This window comes from Streptomyces sp. NPDC002623 (assembly GCF_053592635.1).
Genome location: NZ_JBSFWB010000007.1, coordinates 28,212 through 43,236, shown reverse-complemented (window position 1 = coordinate 43,236; position 15,025 = coordinate 28,212). Strand labels below are relative to the sequence as shown.

Below are 15,025 nucleotides of genomic sequence, written 5' to 3'. Positions count from 1 at the left end.
CGCGCAGGTCAAGGGGCAGAACCAGACCCTGATCAACTCGGGTCGTCCCCATCATGCCCCGCGCGTGCGGCCCGGACAATCACCGGCCCATCAGCCGGACGGCCGGACGGCCAGGCAGCCGGACGGGGGACCATCAGGTCTGCGGCAGGGCGTGAGGTGCCCGCAGCCGATCGATGAGGTGCGGCATGTCGCCGGCCCGCGCCGCGTCGAGGAAGGCTTCGAGCAGACCGTCCCGCTGCGTCGGGTCGACCGGGTTGCGCCGTTGCCCGGCGAGATGCCTGCGCGCCCGGAACGCCAGTTGCCGGGCGTTGACCTCGCTGAGCTCGAGCAGTTCGGCGATCTCCCGGAACGGATACTCGAACGCCTCGCGAAGTACGTAGACGGCGCGTTCGACGGGCGTCAGCCGCTCCATCAGCAGCCCGACCGCGGACTCGATCGCCTCCCCGCGTTCGGCCTCCCCCTCCGGATCGACGGACGCGAGATCGTGTTCGCGACTCCATCCGCCGGCGCAGACCTCGCGCCGGGCATGGGCCGAGGTCGCCGCGTTCAGCGCGACCCGGGTGGTGACGGTCACGAGGAACGCGACCCGGTTGCGCACCTGTGCGCGGTCCGCGCCCTGCCAGCGCAGCCACACGTCCTGGACGACGTCCTCGGCGTCCACGGCGCGACCCAGCGTCTGGTAGGCGATCCTGAACAGCAGACAGCGGAGGCTCTCGAACTCCGCTGCCGCCTCGGGCCCGGAGCGAACGGCGGTCGCCGTCGCGCTCCCGGTCGTACCCGCTCCCGACGAGTCTCGCTCCGACCCGACGTCGATGCTGGACAAGCGCATGACGATCTTCCCCGATCCCGGTGGTCCGGATCGCCGGGGCCGGCTCATCGTGCGCCAGGACCCGGCTCAGTGACCCAGCCACCGTCGTCCGGCCCGGGCCCCGGGCGCGCCCGTGGAAACCCGGGTGTACCCCCGGGGTCGAGCGTGGCGCCACCGTGGCCCCGGGGCTTTCCACGGGGCGACCGACGCCTCAAGATCGTCTGATGGGCGGGCGTGGGACCATACCGGCCCAGCCGGTACATCGAGGGAGCCCATCAGTGTCGTCGCCGCCGCAGTCGCCTGCCGTGGGCCTGGTCCTGTCCAGCGGGGCGGCCCTCGGCGCCGCGCACGCGGGTGTGCTGCGGGCCCTCGAGGAGGCCGGGATCGAGATCTCCGTGGTGACCGGGGCCAGTGCGGGGGCGCTGATCGGCGGGGCCTGGGCGGCCGGGGCCGGCAGCGAGCGGATCACCTCGCGACTGCTGCGGGCGCAGTGGGCGGACTTCGGGTCCGCCGCGATCACCCCGCGCCTCGGGCTGCTGGACACCACGCCCATGGTCCGCAGCATCGAACAGATGCTCGGCGACCTGCTGATAGAGGAGCTGCCGACCCGGTTCGGCGCGGTGGTCACGGAGCTGCGTTCCACGACGCCCCGGCTGGTCTCCTCCGGCTCGCTGACCGCTGCCGTGCGGGCCAGCACCGCCGTGCCCGGCCTGTTCCCGCCGGTCCGGCTGGAGGAGGGCGGCGCGCTGTGCGTGGACGGCGCCGTGCTGTCGCCGTCCCCGGTCTGGGCCGCGCACCGGCTCGGCGCCGAACGGGTCATCGCCGTCGGCTTCGGACGCGGCAACACCCGCTGGCGCCGCTGGTTCGAGTCCCGTCCCGATCACCCGGGCCAGGGCCGACACGCCGACCTGGTCGTCACCATCGACACCGCCGGACACTCCTCCTGGTCGGCCGCCGGCGTCCCGGACCTGATCGACCGGGGGTATCTGGCGGCCCGGGAGGCGCTGGAGAGCTGGAACTGACCGGACCCCAGACGCCTTCTAGACCCAGACCCGCCCGATCCAGTCCTCGACCACCGCGAAGTCCCGCTCGGTGAGGCCGCGCCGCTGGTCGACGCGGTGCAGGAGAGCACGGCCGGGGTGATGGACGGTGACCCAGTCGCGGTCGGCGCGGCTGATCTCGTCGTCGAGCCAGACGAACGGGCGACCCGCGGCCCAGGCGACCAGAGCCGGCGTCTTCCAGTGCACACCACCGCCCGGCGGATCCCCCTCAGCCCCCTCCGTCTCATCCGTCTCATCCGTCTCCTCCGGCCACTCCACCACCGGCAGCGCGGGCAGGCCGAGCCATGGCGTGAGGACGGTGTTCGCGTCGTCCAGCCAGGTCGTCGCCCACACCAACTCGCAGCCCAGGGCGAGCAGTCGGGGGCCGAACGCCGGGTCGAGGCGGGGCAGCAGGGGGTGCGGGAGCGAGTGCGGGGGCGACGGTGGTCCGTACTGCGGGTAGGGGTCCGTGGCTCCGAACGGGATCAGCGTTCCGTCGACGTCGAGGAAGAGCAGCATCGCCGTACAGAATGCCCTGGCGGAAAGCGGCTCACCCCTCCCAGGGCAACTCCCGCTCGTGGACCACCTCCAGGGTCGACACCGCGCGGGTCAGCACCACGTAGAGGCGGTTCAGGCCGCGGTGCTCCGATTCCGCGACGGCCGCCGGTTCGACGGCGACGACGTGGTCGTACTCGAGGCCCTTGGCGAGGGTCGCGGGGACCAGTGTCACGCGGGCGGCCGGGTCGTCCGGGCCGGAGGTCGGGATGCCGGCCGTGGTCAGGGCCTCGCGGACGCCGTCGACCTGCGCGTCCGCGGCGATGACGCCGATCGAGCCCTCGCGGGTGAGGGCGTCGAGGACGGCGGCGGCGACCGCGGCACGGAGATCGCCGTCCGCCCGCCGGATGCGCAGTTCGCCGTCCCGGCGCAGGGAGTCGGCGCGTGGGACGTCGGCGTCGAGGCGGTCGAGGAGGCGGCCCGCGAGGGTGAGCACGGCGGCCGGGACGCGGAAGCCCATGGTCAGGGGGACGATCGTCGCCTCCGGCTTGCCCAGGTGGGTCAGCTGGACCGGCCAGGAGGCGGCCGCCCAGGGGGTGGTGCCCTGGGCCAGGTCTCCGAGGACCGTGAGCGAGCCGAAGGGGACCTGGCGGGCGACGGCCCGGCACTCCATCGGGGAGAGGTCCTGGGCCTCGTCGACGACGACATGACCGTATCCCCGGGGATGGCCGAGGAGGCCGGCCAGCTCGTCGAGGAGGACGAGGTCGGCGGCCGACCAGCGGGCCGACTTGAAGGAGCGGGGCGGGCACGGCCAGTGCAGAACGCGCTGTTCGTCGGGGTCCAGGACGCCGTCCGCCGAGCGCGCCAGCTCCTGCGGGTCCGTGAGGAGGCGGGCCAGCACCTCCTCCGGGCCGGTCTTCGGCCACACCGCTTCCACGCACGCGCTCACCGGCCGCGCGTGTGCGATCCGGCGGGTCCAGGCGGCGGGACGCGGCCCGCTCCGGCGTTCGGCCTGCTCCTGGATCCGGCGCACGATCCGGCTGCGCACCCGCTCCCGCCCGGTCTCGTACGGCAGTTCGTCGGCGAGCACTCCGGCGACGATCCGCGTCAGCTCATCGCCGGTGACGCGCCAGCGGTACGAGCCCTCCGGGACGGCGAGCGCCTCGACGCCCTCGGCGGTCACCCGGCGGTACAGCGCGCGGCGCAGCACCTCGGCCATCCGGGCGTCGTGCTTGAGGGCGGCGGTGCGGTCGGGGTCCGTTCCGGTGACCGGGTGGCGGCCGATCTCGTCGTGGAGGGTCGACTGCCGTACGCCGGTCTCGCCGAGGGAGGGCAGCACCTCCGCGATGTAGGAGAGGAAGGCGCGGTTGGGGCCGAGGATCAGCAGTCCGCCGCGTTGGATGCGCCGGGGGTGGGTGTAGAGGAGGTAGGCGGCCCGGTGCAGGCCCACGGCCGTCTTGCCGGTGCCGGGGGCGCCCTGCACGCACACGGACTCGGCGAGGCCCCCGCGTACGAGGTCGTCCTGCTCGGGCTGGATGGTGGCCGCGATGTCCCGCATGGGGCCGACGCGGGGGCGTTCGAGCTCACGGACGAGGAAGCCGCCGTCGCCGCTCTCGGACCGGCCGTCCGCCAGGGGTTCGTCCTCCATGCCGGTGAGGTCGGCGGAGTCGCCCCGGCTGCCGGGCGCCCAGCCGAACCGGCGCCGTACGGCCACGCCCTGGGGGTCGCGGGCGCTGGCCTGGTAGAAGGCGCGGGAGACGGGGGCGCGCCAGTCGACGACGAGGGGTGGGGCGGCCGGGTGCTCGCTGATGCGGAGCCGGCCGATGTGGTGGCCGGGTTCTCCGGTCAGGAAGTCCAGCCGGCCGAAGAACAGCGGGCCCTCGGGCAGTTCGTGCAGGGCCTTGGCGTGGCTGCGGAACTGGTATCCGAGGACCTCGGCGTCGGCGCCGGAGGCGGAGACGTCCTCGCCGGTGGCCACCTGGAGGTCGGCGCCCTCGACCATCGCGGCGAAGGCGGCTCGGCAGGCGTCGTGGTGGGCGCGTTCGTGGCGGAGGGCGGTGGCGAGGTCATCGCCTGCGGCGGGGTCGGCGGAGGGCGGCATGGGTCCAGGGTAACGAAAAATGCAACTGAGTCACATCTTTTACCGAGCCTCAAAGATCAGGTGAGCTGCGGCAGCCCGGCCCCCAGTACCGCGAAGGCCCGCTCCGCCGCCGCCACCGCGTCCGCCCGTACGTCCGCCACCGGCTCGCCCGCCGCGATCCGCCGCCAGTTCTCCTCGGCGAGGATCCGCCGGACGGCGACGATCTGGCCGGCCGCCAGCCGGGCGTCGAGCCCGCCGCCGAGGACTTCGGCGAGGGCCTCCTCCGAGCGTTCCAGGTAGCCGTACAGCCGGGCGACCAGCGAGGGCGTGCCGTAGAGGAGGTCGTAGAAGGCGCGGACCGCCGGGTGGTCGTTGAGGCCGGTGACGGGATCGTCGGCGGCCAGTCCGTCGAGGAAGTGCCGGCGCAGGGCGGGCAGCGGCGCGAGCCCCTCGGCCCGCCCCGCGGCGACGACCCGCGCCGCCTCCCCCTCGTGATCGGCGATCCGGTGCAGGACCAGGTCCTCCTTGGCCGGGAAGTACCGGAAGAGGGTCGGCTTGGAGATCTCGGCCGCGGCGGCGATCTCGGCGACGGACACCGCGTCGAAGCCGCGCTCCAGGAAGAGCCGGATGGCGACTTCCGACACGGCCTGGTACATCCGCTGCCGCTTGCGCTCACGCAGCCCGGTCTCACTCATGGGGCGAGCCTACGACCGAACCCGGTACCGGTTTCCTGAGCTAGGCCAGGGCGCGGGCGAGACAGGGGGTTGCCGTTGCCGGGACGGAGAGGCCCAGGGAGGCGGTGGCGGCTACGAGGGTTTCGGCGTAGGAGTCCACGGCACGGCGGACGTTGGGGGCGTCCAGGCCCGCCCCGGTCGTCAGGCGGTCGAGATCGATGTACGCGGAGCGGACGATCTCGATGCCGCGGTAGACGGTCCAGTCCTCCCGCCAGTTCCTCGTGTACTTCGGGGCCAGGCGCCGCTGCCACCGCAGGAACATCCGCTCCCTGATCTCGGGCTTCGTCTCCGTCAGGTGCATGTGCCGGACCAGGTCGTAGAGGGGATCGCCGACGAGGGCCATCTCCCAGTCGATGATCGTCAGGGCCAGCGTGTCGTTGCGGCGCACCAGGTTCCACGGGTTGAGGTCACCGTGCAGCAGGGCCGACGCCCGGTGGCTCACCCGGTGCCGGGACAGGATCTTCCACAGCCGTCGCTCGTCGGGCAGCCCCAGCAGGCGGGCCAGTTGCAACGACTCCTTGGGCAGGTCCCGCACCAGACCGACGAGCTGCTCCTTCAGCCACTCGTAGAAGTCGACGTCCCCGGCCTGTGGATCGATCCGCGTGTGGTTCACCCGGGTCAGTTCGCACAACTGGTCGACGAGCGCGTCCGCCTCGTGCGGGAGCAGTCCGTGCACCGGGTGGCTGGGCGGCTCGTCGATGTCCGTGCCCACGTAGGTGTGGATGCTGAAGCTGTCGTCCGGGTGGCTCACCCCCAGCGCGAGGACCTCCGGCGCCGCGACCCGGACGCGCGACTCCTGGATCGCCCGCAGGACGACGTGCTCGCTGAGGTACTTGGGCTCCCGGCGCGAGACGTCGGGCAGCTTGCGGCGCACGACCACGGGAGTCGCCACGTCCGGGAGCCGGACCACCGAGTTGAGGTGCGCGGTTCCCTTGAAGACCCGGTGCGCCGGGGCGGCTCCCTCCGCGAGGAGTGCGTCCCGCACGGCGGACGCCGGGAAGCCGGGGTTCTCGGGAAGACGCGGATCCGGCTCCCAGCCGAAGGCCTTCGCGATCCGGTCCCGGCCGCTGGTCTCCCCGTCGCCACGCGATGCCAGCCACCGGAAGAGAGCCCGCTCGATCTCGTCGTTCGCCGGAACGTTCCTGAGCCGCAGGGGCTCCGCCGCCGCCTGCAGAGCCCGGCTCACCTCGACCGTCGCCTCGTCCAGGCTCTTCTGCGTGAACGACTCCTGCACCGACCGCGCGGCCCGCATGACGTCGGGGTAGACGGACTGCGCCCGCTCGAAGTCCAGGTAGTGGGCCAGATCCTCGCCCAGGCCCTTGACCGCGCCGGGCCGAAAGCCCCGCATGGCCGTCTCCCACGCATCGATCACCTCGCTCCACTGGTGGTCCGGGTACCGCATGCGCACCAGGTGGGTGGCGAGGTCGTGCAGGGGGTCGCCGTAGGTCGCCAGTTCCCAGTCGACACAGCCGAGCGACGGGTCGCCGTCGTACGAGACGATCAGGTTGTCCCGGTGCAGGTCCGCGTGGAGCAGGCTGTACGGCCGCCGGTTCATCGCGGGCACCCGCTCGGCCAGCTGGACCAAGGCGTCGTCGGAGATGCCCAGCGCCTTGAACAGGCCCCCGAACTCACGCCAGTTGGGCTTGCGGATCTGTTCGTCGGCGAGATGCGCCAGGGTCTTCAGGAAGGCCTGGCTGTCGCTGTGGCAGGCGGGCCAGGAACTCGGCAGATCCGGCAGCGCCGCCCGGCGCACCTGCGTCATCTGCGCCAGCAGCCCGGTCAGCGCCTTCATCAGCAGGGTGTCGACAGGCTTGCCGTTTCCGCAGATGGCGGAGAGCGGTACGCCTTCCACGAAGCTGTGGATGGCGTAGTCCGGCGTCCGGACCAGGCACGCGGGCGCGTGGGGCAGCGCGCCCTGCACGGCGTCGAGGATCGCCGCCTCGTTCTGCCAGGTCCTGATCACCACGGGCAGCGCGTCCCGGCGCCGGATGCGCACGGTCACGGCCGTGCCGGCCTCGCGGCCCACCAGACGTGCCACCTCCGGCGTCAGCGGCAGCACATGGTTGCGATGGTGGTGGCCGCTGGACGCCTGCGTCGACTCGGCGGCCCCGACAAAGGCGCGCAGGACGTCGGACGTGTCCTCGGCGGCTCGTTCCCCGAGATGACGAAGGGGAACAAGGTGGTCGACCACTGGCCGCTCCGGATAGTCGCGCTGGGCTGGTTAGGGCAAACGGTAAGGGCCGCACGACCGGAGCGATGATCGAGTGAGCCAATGGGTGGTATGCCACTCGTCCACGTCAGGCCGTCCGAGACTGGCTGGTTCGCCGTCTCATACGTATGGACGGGAGCGATTGCTCGCGCGATTGGGGGGAATGCTAGCGCAGCCGCACCGGCTGTTCGGCGCGATCGGTCCGCTCGGCCTGCGGCCGGATGTGCGCGTCCGGCGACCCCGACGTGCTCAGAGCGTCCTGGCCGCCCACAGCACCGGCTCCAGCGAGTTCACGACCCGCGACGCGCCCGCGCCCCTCAGTACCTTCTCCTTGCGCTCGTTACGCGCGTAGCCCAGGAAAGGAACGCCGGCTGCCTGGGCGGCCAGGAAGTCCGAGGGGGTGTCGCCGATCATCAGGGCGGTGTCGGGCGCCGAGCCCATGGCGCGCAGGGCGCGGTTCAGGCAGTGCGGGTGGGGCTTGAGCTGGCGCAGTTCCTGTGTGCGGCCGTAGATGTGGGGGGCGAAGCAGGTGGTGAGGCCCCGGGTGCGCAGGTAGGTGTCGACGACCCGGGGGGAGTTGTTCGTGGTGATCGCCAGGCGCCGGTCGAGGGCCTTCAGGGTGCGTATCAGCGGGTCGGCGTAGGGCGTGGGCATCGCCGAGGCCGTGGCCTTCAGCTCCTCCTGGGTGAGACGTTCCTCCAGCTCCGCGACCAGGTCGCTGCCGGGGCGCCGACGGTCCACGGCGCGCAGCACGACGTGCGGGTCGAGCGACGCCCGCTCGGACTCCGTCAGCAGGTGGTGCAGGCCCCGCCCTTCGAGCCACTCCACCAGGCCGTCGGCCACCCCCTCCGCCGAGTGGCCGGCGAAGAGGCGACAGATCGGCCCGTCGAAGTCCCACAGGACGACCCGCGCGCGCGTGATCGCCTCCCGTAGCTCCGCGGTCCCGTTTCCCGTCTCGTTCTCGGTGTTGGCTGCCACCTGTTCAGTCTGCGTCGTCTCAGAGGTCACTAGGAGAGTGTCAGGTCCGTCGTGATGGTTTCCCAGAGGGCGTCGAACCACTTCTGGGATTCCTCCACGAACGCGGCATCGCGTTGACCGGCCGCCTTCTCGAAGGAGAAGAGCAGCGACTCGGTGCCGAGAACGTCGTACATGTCGAGGATTCCGGTGTCGGTGGGCTCCTCGCGGCGGGTCACCATGTAGTACGCGATCAGCGCCTCCTGCTCGTTGAGGAGGTACAGCTTCACCGGCGGGGTGAACGGCAGCGCGCGGAACGTGATGCTGACGTCGATGCCGTGCGAGCGCAGCGTCTGGAGGTTGTGCCGCAGCACATGCCCCTGCGCGTTGCGCATCGCCAGCCAGCGCCCATGGACGGCGTCGTCCTCGCCGCTCCCCTCGACCGGGACCGGGAAGGCGAGGCTGATGTCCCGGGAGGGCAGCAGGATGCGGACGTCGATCTTCTGGGGGCGCAGCCTGCCGCCGTAGATCAGCCGAAGGGGCTCGGCCAGGGCCGGGATGAGGCTCTCGGCGGTGAGACAGGCCGCGTCGATGCGCACGTGCGGGGCGGCGAAGGCCGCGGTCAGTCGTGGGGCGAGGCCGACCATCGTGGGCTGCGGCTCGTCACGGCCCGGCTCGGGCGGCTGTGCGATCCGGGGCGGGCTGCCCTTGCTCACGTTGGTGAGCAGTCCGTCCTCCTGCAGGATCCGCAGGGCCTGGCGTACGGTGCCGCGCTCCACGCCGAACTCGTCGGCGAGCTCGGCCTGGGTGGGCAGCCGGTCGCCCGCCTTGAGGTCCCCGGCGCGGATGCGCTCGCGCAGGACGTCGGCGATCTCCTGGGGCGAGGCCCTTCTGCTGCCGTTCACTACCACGTTCTCCGCCACGCTCTCCTGGGTCACAACCAAAACGCTACAACTTCCATCCATCTGACGGCAGTTGTTTGAAAGTTGTTTAGCAGTTGCTGCCAACTGGGGACAACATAATCATAGTTGGTTGCCAACTTAAGCGAGTTGGCGGAAGGTTTGCTTCCCACTACCAGCCTCCGAAGGGGGGAACCGCCATGCCCGTCCTCGTCCTTCTCAGTGCCGTGTTCGTCGTCGGCGTAGAGCAGACCATCCAGTGGAAGTACGGCACCGCCGGCGCCGTCGGTCTGCTTCTGCTCAGCATCGGCATCAAGGCCAAGAGCCCGGCCATCAGCTCGGTCGGCGCCGTGATCCTCGCCCTTCTCGCGACCGGGCCCGCCGTCAACTCGTGAGCACCAGCTCCGAGCTGATGGTCTCCCACAGTGCGTTGAACCACAGGTGGGACTGTTCCACGAACGTCGTGTCACGCGGTCCGGCGCCCTGTTCGAAGGCGAACAGCACCGACCGCGTGCCCTCGGCGTCGTACATCTCCAGGAGCTCCTGGTCGATCGTCTGCTCGCCCCGCATGACCGTGTAGTACGCGAACAGGGCTTCCGTCCCGTTGAGGAGATACAGCTTGACGGGCGGGGTGAAGGGCAGCGCGCGGAAGGTGACGCGCACATCGATGCCGTGCGTGGAGCGCAGGGTGAGCAGGTTGTGCCGCAGCACCTGACCCTGGGCGTTGCGATGGGCCAGCCAACGGCGCTGCAGCCGCCCGGTGGCCGAGACGTCCACCGGCGCCGGGAAAGCGAGGTCGATGTCCCGGGACGGCAACAGGACGCGGACGTCGATCTTGGCCGGTTTCAGATGCCCCGCGTGAATCTGCCGCAGGGGTTCGCCGATCGCGAGTGTCAGCGAGACCGCGGTGAGACAGAGCGCGTCGACCTCCACATGATCGGCCGCGAAGGCCTCGGTGACACGCGGCGGAAGCGCGACCATGGACGCCTGCGGCGTCGCCGCCGGTCCTGTCGAGGGGCCGCCCGCGCCCGGCTGCGCGGCGACCGTCGCCGGACTTCCCTTGGAGACGTTGGTGAGGAGCCGTTCCGACTGCAGAATGCGAAGCGCCTGGCGCACCGCACCCCGCTCGACGCCGAACTCGTCCGCCAGCCTGGCCTGCGTGGGCATGCGCTCCCCCGGCCGCAGCACCCCGGTTCTGATCCGGGTGCGCAGTTCGTCGGCCACCTCGCGGTGTGACCGCTGCGGCCGCTCCGCCCTCCTCCGCGCATTGACGGAGGCATGTTCCGGCTCCACGTTCGCACAGTACAACTTCCCGCCATCTTGCGTCAGTTCAAAGAGAGATGGTTATAGGACGCTTCCAAGCGGACATAAGTACAGTGAAGTTGGCTGCCAACTTCAACAACATGGTCAAACTTCCAGACGGTTGGCCGGTCGGGCTCCCTTCCGGAGGGGAGCCGGGAGCCCGAGCAGTCGGCACCGACGTACAGCCACAACTGAACATCTCCCGCACAGCCACAACTTCAGAGCGACAAGAGCACAGCCACAACTGAACAGCTACGGATAGACGGAAGAACAGAACCTCGGCAAGTGAGTGCACGGCCAGAAAGGCAACTGCACGGCGAAGGGAGCTCTCAGAACATGTCCGGGCACCAAGGACGCCCGGACGTACGCAGCAGGGCGTCGGCCCCACGGGCGGCGCCCGCTCGTTCTTCCCCGAGCCGGCCCAGCGCCGCCAGCCGCCCCGCGGACTCGTCGCCCAGCCACAGCGTCGCCAACTCGGACACGTCCAGAGTGAGGTCGGCGCTGCGGGTGGTCGGCGTGCAGGTGGCGCCGTCGGGGGTCGCGTCCAGCAGGAAGCGGCCTCCGGCCAGGCCGGCCCGGTCCACGACCTCCAGGACCAGCGTGCCCGCCGCGTCGTACGTACGCGCCTCCAGGGCCGCCACGACGTCCAGGATCCGCACCCACAGCCAGTCCGCCTGCGTGGTGATGCTCGCCGCGCGCGGGTCCGGCAGATAGTGCGGGAGCAGGTCGTCCGGGGAGCGCCAGCCCGACTTCACCCGCGTGATCCAGTCGATGGAGCAGAGGAAGTGCCACAGGGAGCGCTCCGCGGCCGGGGTCACCGCGATCAGCCAGTTCACCGAGGCCGTGTTCAGCGGCTGCTTGGCGTCGCTCCACTCGTCGTCCGCCTGGTAGGAGGCCATGCCCTCCACCACGCCCTCCGCCGAGCGGTAGACCACGAAGAACGGCTCGACCCACGCACTGCCGTGCAGCCACATCTGCCCGGTGCGCGCCGCCCACCAGTACTCGTCCCGGTTGATCGCGCCCGGCTGGACGCGGCGCAGCCGCTCATGCAGCCCGGGACCGATCCGGCGGACCTCCTCGCCGTCGGCGAAGTCGATCCGGCCGCCGTCCTGCGGGACCCGCCGGTTCGGGTCGAGGCCGGCGCGCGGCACGTCGATCGACCACTCGGTCATCGTGGTCCCCGGACCGAAGCCGTACCGGCCGTAGATCCGGTACTCGGCGGCTATCAGGGTGGCCACGACGTCCCCGCGGTCCTTCGCCGCCGCCAGGTCGTCGGCCATCAGCCGGCTGAGCAGTCCGCGGCGGCGGTGCGTGGGGGCGACGGTGACGTTCGAGATGGCGTCGGCGGGGACGGAGGCGCCGCCGACCGCCGTGAGCTGCTGGTCGAACGAGCGGAACGTCGCCACGCACCGGCCCGCGTCGAAGGCGCCGGAGACCCGGGAGTCCGCGAACGCGACACGGCGGTCGGCGAGCATCTGGTCGGGGACGGTGGGCGAACGCAGAAAGCCCACGTTCACGGCCCGGGTCCACGCGGGAAGCTCCGCGTCGGTGATCGGCCGGACGTCGTGCTCGAACGGGTGGCCCGACGGGCGGTCGACAGGCCGGTCGACGGGGTGTTCGGTGGAATGGTCGGTGGAGTGGTCGGTGGCTCGGCTGGTCATGGAGCCACCGTAGGCAGGCCGGGGCGGGCGCCGCGGGGATTTTTCGCCCGCCTCCGGGACATCCCAGCCTCCGGGACATCCCCGCTTCCGGGACATGCCCGCCTCCGGGACACCGCCCCGGGGACACCCGCCCCACCCTCGCGCATGACCGTTACACCAGCAGGTCCTCCACCTGCGCCTCCCCCTCCCGATACCTCCTGCTGATCTCCACGCCCGAGTCGTCGGCCGTGCGCTGGAGGTGCTGGCGGCGGCTCGAGACCTGCTGTTCGTAGCGGACCAGGCGGGCCATCGCCTCATGGAGTTCGGGGTCGGTGCGAGCGTCGAGGTCGGAGAGCTCGACGTCGGCGAGCATGTCGGCGGCCAGCCGACGGTACTCCTCGCTGTGCGGGGTGCCCAGGGTGACGTGCCGGGCCGAGGAACGATGGCGGGCCGGGGCGTCGGTGAGGATCTCCGACAGCCGCTCGACCACAGAGGCCGCGCCCGTCGGAGAACGCCGGGCCAGTTCCGCGCGCAGGATGTCGATACGGCCCTGGAGCAGCCGTCGTACGTAGCTGAGATCGGCCTCGTCGCGCTGGGCGTCCCGGCGCAGGGTGCGCAGTTCGGGCAGGGTCAGCCGGGCCAGGTCGGGCTCCGGAGGCGGCGCGGACAGCACAGGGCTGTCGCCTCGCTGTGTCGGCGGCCGGTGTGTCGCCGGCCGCCCGGTACTCGGTGTGCTCATGTCCTTCTACCGTCCCCTCGACCGGCGTGTGGAAAGCATCGTGCCACCCCAAGTGGCCGCTTTGTGACCGAGTCCCCCCGAACGGCCCCAGATAGGGGCTTAAGGATCAAAAATGGGCCCCTCGCGGGTTCGCGCGGAGCACCCGGCATCATGGTCCGCATGCGAGCGGTGGTGCAGAGGGTGGACGGCGCGAGCGTCGTCGTGGACGGCGAGACGGTCGGGGAGATCAGCGGCGAGGGACTGTGCGTCCTGGTCGGCGTGACCCATGAGGACACCGAGGAGAAGGCGGCCCAGCTCGCCCGCAAACTCTGGTCGGTGCGCATGCTGCACGACGAGCGGTCGTGCAGCGACATCGACGCCCCGCTGCTGGTGATCAGCCAGTTCACGCTCTACGGGGACGCGCGCAAAGGCCGCCGCCCCACCTGGAACGCGGCGGCCCCCGGCCCGGTCGCCGAGCCTCTCGTCGACGAGGTCGTCGCCCGGCTGCGCGCCCTGGGCGCGACGGTGGCGACGGGCCGGTTCGGCGCGCAGATGCGCGTGTCACTGACGAACGACGGCCCGTTCACGGTCCTGCTCGAGATCTAGCGGGCACCGGGAAGGGAACCGGAAGGAACCTGGAAGGGAACTAGGGTTCTACGACGACTTCCTGGGCCGCCGCCGTCGTCCCGGCCACCAGCGGGGCGTCCAGCGGCACATTGCGCTTCACCAGGGCCAGGGCCACGGGGCCGAGTTCGTGGTGGCGCGCGGACGTGGTGATGAAGCCGATCTTGCGGCCGTCGGGGTCCTCGTCGGCGACGCGGAGTTCGGTGCCGGCGGCCGGCAGGTACACCTCGCTGCCGTCGAGGTGGAGGAAGACCAGGCGCCGGGGCGGCTTGCCGAGGTTCTGGACCCGGGCGACCGTCTCCTGGCCGCGGTAGCAGCCCTTCTGGAGGTGCACGGCGGCGCCGATCCAGCCGAGCTCGTGCGGGATCGTGCGGTGGTCGGTCTCGAAGCCGAGGCGCGGCCGGTGCTGCTCGACCCGGAGAGCCTCATGGGCCAGGATCCCGACCGGCGGACCCGCCTGCCCGGCGTACGCCTCCAGATCGGCGCGGGGCAGGAAGAGGTCACGGCCGTAGGCGGTCTCCCGGACGACGACACCGGTCGGGACGGGGGCGATCGACCCCGCCGGGAGATGGACGACCGCGGTGTCCGCCGTCCGGTCGGCGACCTCGACCCGGTAGAAGAACTTCATCGACTCCAGGTACGCGATCAGCGCCTCCTGGGTGTCGGGTTCGACGTGCGCCCAGACCGTCTCACCGTCGTCCACCAGGTAGAGCGCGTGCTCGATATGGCCGTGCGCGGAGAGGATCAGCGCTTCGGTGGCCTGGCCGACGGGGAGGTCCGTGAGGTGTTGGGTGAGCAGCAGGTGCAGCCAGCTCAGCCGGTCCTCGCCGGACACGGTGACCACTCCGCGGTGCGAGAGGTCGACGAAACCGGTGCCGTCGGCGAGGGCGCGCTGCTCGCGGAACAGGTCGCCGTAGTGACCGGCGACGCCTTCGTCCACGCCCTCGGCGGGGACGGCGCCGGGCAGGGACAGCAGAGGGCTCTTCATACGCCTAAGCCTACGACTCGGTAATTGAACTCTTGGCAGTCGAGCTCTCGGCGGCTGCGCTCTCGGCAGCTGAGCCCTTGGCGGCAGCGCTCTTGGCGGCTGCGCTCTTGCGTGCGCAGTCCTTGCAACGGCCGAAGATCGCGAAGTGCTTCATGTCGGTCTCGAAGCCGAAGGTCTCGCGCAGCTTGGCCGTGAACTCGGCGGCGACCTTCACATCCGTCTCGATGACGTTCTCGCAGTCCCGGCAGACCAGGTGGATGTGATGGTGGCGGTCGGCGAGATGGTACGTGGGCGCGCCGTGCCCCAGATGGGCATGGCTGACCAGCCCGAGCTCCTCCAGGAGCTCCAGCGTCCGGTAGACCGTCGAGATGTTGACCCCCGACGCCGTCTTCCTCACTTCCACGAGGATGTCGTCGGGGGTCGCGTGCTCCAGGGTGTCCACTGCTTCGAGGACAAGCTGTCGCTGCGGCGTCAGCCGATAGCCGCGCTGCCTGAGGTCGCTCTTCCAGTCGGTGCTCACCACACCAAGAGTCT

General features: G+C 71.3%; 15 protein-coding genes. 3 read left to right on the top strand and 12 right to left on the bottom strand.

The genetic code is table 11. The features are described 5' to 3' along the window. Nucleotides 1–133: 133 nt before the first annotated feature. Nucleotides 134–829 (bottom strand): sigma-70 family RNA polymerase sigma factor, encoded by a 696-nt coding sequence (locus ACWD4O_RS14495; protein WP_451280027.1) that lies wholly within the window; start codon nucleotides 827–829, stop codon nucleotides 134–136. A 257-nt stretch (nucleotides 830–1,086) separates the two neighbouring features. Here ACWD4O_RS14495 and ACWD4O_RS14490 point away from each other — a divergent pair, with 257 nt between their 5' ends. Next, nucleotides 1,087–1,830, top strand: a complete 744-nt coding sequence (locus ACWD4O_RS14490) for a patatin-like phospholipase family protein (protein ID WP_451280026.1) — start codon at nucleotides 1,087–1,089, stop codon at nucleotides 1,828–1,830. 18 nt (nucleotides 1,831–1,848) lie between these two features. On the opposite strand, the gene ACWD4O_RS14485 is transcribed toward ACWD4O_RS14490, so the two are convergent. The 6 genes from ACWD4O_RS14485 to ACWD4O_RS14460 all read right to left on the bottom strand — a co-directional run bounded on the left by ACWD4O_RS14485 (nucleotide 1,849) and on the right by ACWD4O_RS14460 (nucleotide 9,264). Beyond that, nucleotides 1,849–2,367: an HAD domain-containing protein gene (locus tag ACWD4O_RS14485; RefSeq protein WP_451280025.1), complete on the bottom strand. Its 519-nt coding sequence runs from the start codon at nucleotides 2,365–2,367 to the stop codon at nucleotides 1,849–1,851. Between the two features lie 31 nt (nucleotides 2,368–2,398). Beyond that, nucleotides 2,399–4,444, bottom strand: a complete 2,046-nt coding sequence (locus tag ACWD4O_RS14480) for a HelD family protein (RefSeq protein WP_451280024.1) — start codon at nucleotides 4,442–4,444, stop codon at nucleotides 2,399–2,401. Nucleotides 4,445–4,500: 56 nt separating this feature from the next. Beyond that, complete coding sequence (locus ACWD4O_RS14475; protein ID WP_451280023.1) at nucleotides 4,501–5,118, bottom strand: TetR/AcrR family transcriptional regulator; 618 nt, start codon at nucleotides 5,116–5,118, stop codon at nucleotides 4,501–4,503. 40 nt (nucleotides 5,119–5,158) lie between these two features. Beyond that, on the bottom strand, nucleotides 5,159–7,348 hold the full coding sequence (locus tag ACWD4O_RS14470; protein WP_451280022.1) for a phosphotransferase: 2,190 nt from the start codon (nucleotides 7,346–7,348) through the stop codon (nucleotides 5,159–5,161). A gap of 267 nt (nucleotides 7,349–7,615) precedes the next feature. Beyond that, nucleotides 7,616–8,344, bottom strand: a complete 729-nt coding sequence (locus tag ACWD4O_RS14465; RefSeq protein ID WP_451280021.1) for an HAD family hydrolase — start codon at nucleotides 8,342–8,344, stop codon at nucleotides 7,616–7,618. 29 nt (nucleotides 8,345–8,373) lie between these two features. Continuing rightward, complete coding sequence (locus ACWD4O_RS14460) at nucleotides 8,374–9,264, bottom strand: GntR family transcriptional regulator (protein WP_451280020.1); 891 nt, start codon at nucleotides 9,262–9,264, stop codon at nucleotides 8,374–8,376. Between the two features lie 155 nt (nucleotides 9,265–9,419). On the opposite strand from ACWD4O_RS14460, the gene ACWD4O_RS14455 reads away from it, so the two are divergent. Further along, nucleotides 9,420–9,614: a hypothetical protein gene (locus ACWD4O_RS14455; protein WP_450948448.1), complete on the top strand. Its 195-nt coding sequence runs from the start codon at nucleotides 9,420–9,422 to the stop codon at nucleotides 9,612–9,614. Here the strand turns inward: ACWD4O_RS14455 and ACWD4O_RS14450 are convergent. The 3 genes from ACWD4O_RS14450 to ACWD4O_RS14440 all read right to left on the bottom strand — a co-directional run bounded on the left by ACWD4O_RS14450 (nucleotide 9,604) and on the right by ACWD4O_RS14440 (nucleotide 12,900). Further along, nucleotides 9,604–10,512 (bottom strand): winged helix-turn-helix domain-containing protein, encoded by a 909-nt coding sequence (locus ACWD4O_RS14450; protein WP_451280019.1) that lies wholly within the window; start codon nucleotides 10,510–10,512, stop codon nucleotides 9,604–9,606. The genes ACWD4O_RS14455 and ACWD4O_RS14450 overlap by 11 nt on opposite strands. Before the next feature lie 338 nt (nucleotides 10,513–10,850). Next, nucleotides 10,851–12,182, bottom strand: coding sequence for a GNAT family N-acetyltransferase (locus tag ACWD4O_RS14445; protein ID WP_451280018.1), 1,332 nt, complete (start codon nucleotides 12,180–12,182; stop codon nucleotides 10,851–10,853). A gap of 151 nt (nucleotides 12,183–12,333) precedes the next feature. Further along, a complete protein-coding gene (locus ACWD4O_RS14440; protein ID WP_451280017.1) occupies nucleotides 12,334–12,900 on the bottom strand; it encodes an RsiG family protein in 567 nt (188 codons plus the stop codon). Nucleotides 12,901–13,059: 159 nt separating this feature from the next. Between ACWD4O_RS14440 and dtd the strand changes: the two genes are divergently transcribed. After that, nucleotides 13,060–13,485, top strand: coding sequence for a D-aminoacyl-tRNA deacylase (gene dtd, locus ACWD4O_RS14435; protein ID WP_451280016.1), 426 nt, complete (start codon nucleotides 13,060–13,062; stop codon nucleotides 13,483–13,485). A gap of 40 nt (nucleotides 13,486–13,525) precedes the next feature. Here the strand turns inward: dtd and ygfZ are convergent, their stop codons facing one another. Continuing rightward, entirely contained in the window at nucleotides 13,526–14,491 is a 966-nt protein-coding gene (gene ygfZ / locus ACWD4O_RS14430; RefSeq protein WP_451280015.1) for a CAF17-like 4Fe-4S cluster assembly/insertion protein YgfZ, read from the bottom strand. 10 nt (nucleotides 14,492–14,501) lie between these two features. Continuing rightward, nucleotides 14,502–15,014, bottom strand: coding sequence for a Fur family transcriptional regulator (locus tag ACWD4O_RS14425; RefSeq protein ID WP_451280014.1), 513 nt, complete (start codon nucleotides 15,012–15,014; stop codon nucleotides 14,502–14,504). Nucleotides 15,015–15,025: the final 11 nt, after the last annotated feature.

Excerpts from the sequence above, each read along its gene's own strand:
- ACWD4O_RS14495 (WP_451280027.1), bottom strand. The coding sequence starts at position 829 with ATGCGCTTGTCCAGCATCGACGTCGGGTCGGAGCGAGACTCGTCGGGA.
- ACWD4O_RS14485 (WP_451280025.1), bottom strand. The coding sequence starts at position 2,367 with ATGCTGCTCTTCCTCGACGTCGACGGAACGCTGATCCCGTTCGGAGCC.
- ACWD4O_RS14480 (WP_451280024.1), bottom strand. The coding sequence starts at position 4,444 with ATGCCGCCCTCCGCCGACCCCGCCGCAGGCGATGACCTCGCCACCGCC.
- ACWD4O_RS14475 (WP_451280023.1), bottom strand. The coding sequence starts at position 5,118 with ATGAGTGAGACCGGGCTGCGTGAGCGCAAGCGGCAGCGGATGTACCAG.
- ACWD4O_RS14455 (WP_450948448.1), top strand. The coding sequence starts at position 9,420 with ATGCCCGTCCTCGTCCTTCTCAGTGCCGTGTTCGTCGTCGGCGTAGAG.
- ACWD4O_RS14445 (WP_451280018.1), bottom strand. The coding sequence starts at position 12,182 with ATGACCAGCCGAGCCACCGACCACTCCACCGACCATTCCACCGAACAC.
- ACWD4O_RS14440 (WP_451280017.1), bottom strand. The coding sequence starts at position 12,900 with ATGAGCACACCGAGTACCGGGCGGCCGGCGACACACCGGCCGCCGACA.
- dtd (WP_451280016.1), top strand. The coding sequence starts at position 13,060 with ATGCGAGCGGTGGTGCAGAGGGTGGACGGCGCGAGCGTCGTCGTGGAC.
- ygfZ (WP_451280015.1), bottom strand. The coding sequence starts at position 14,491 with ATGAAGAGCCCTCTGCTGTCCCTGCCCGGCGCCGTCCCCGCCGAGGGC.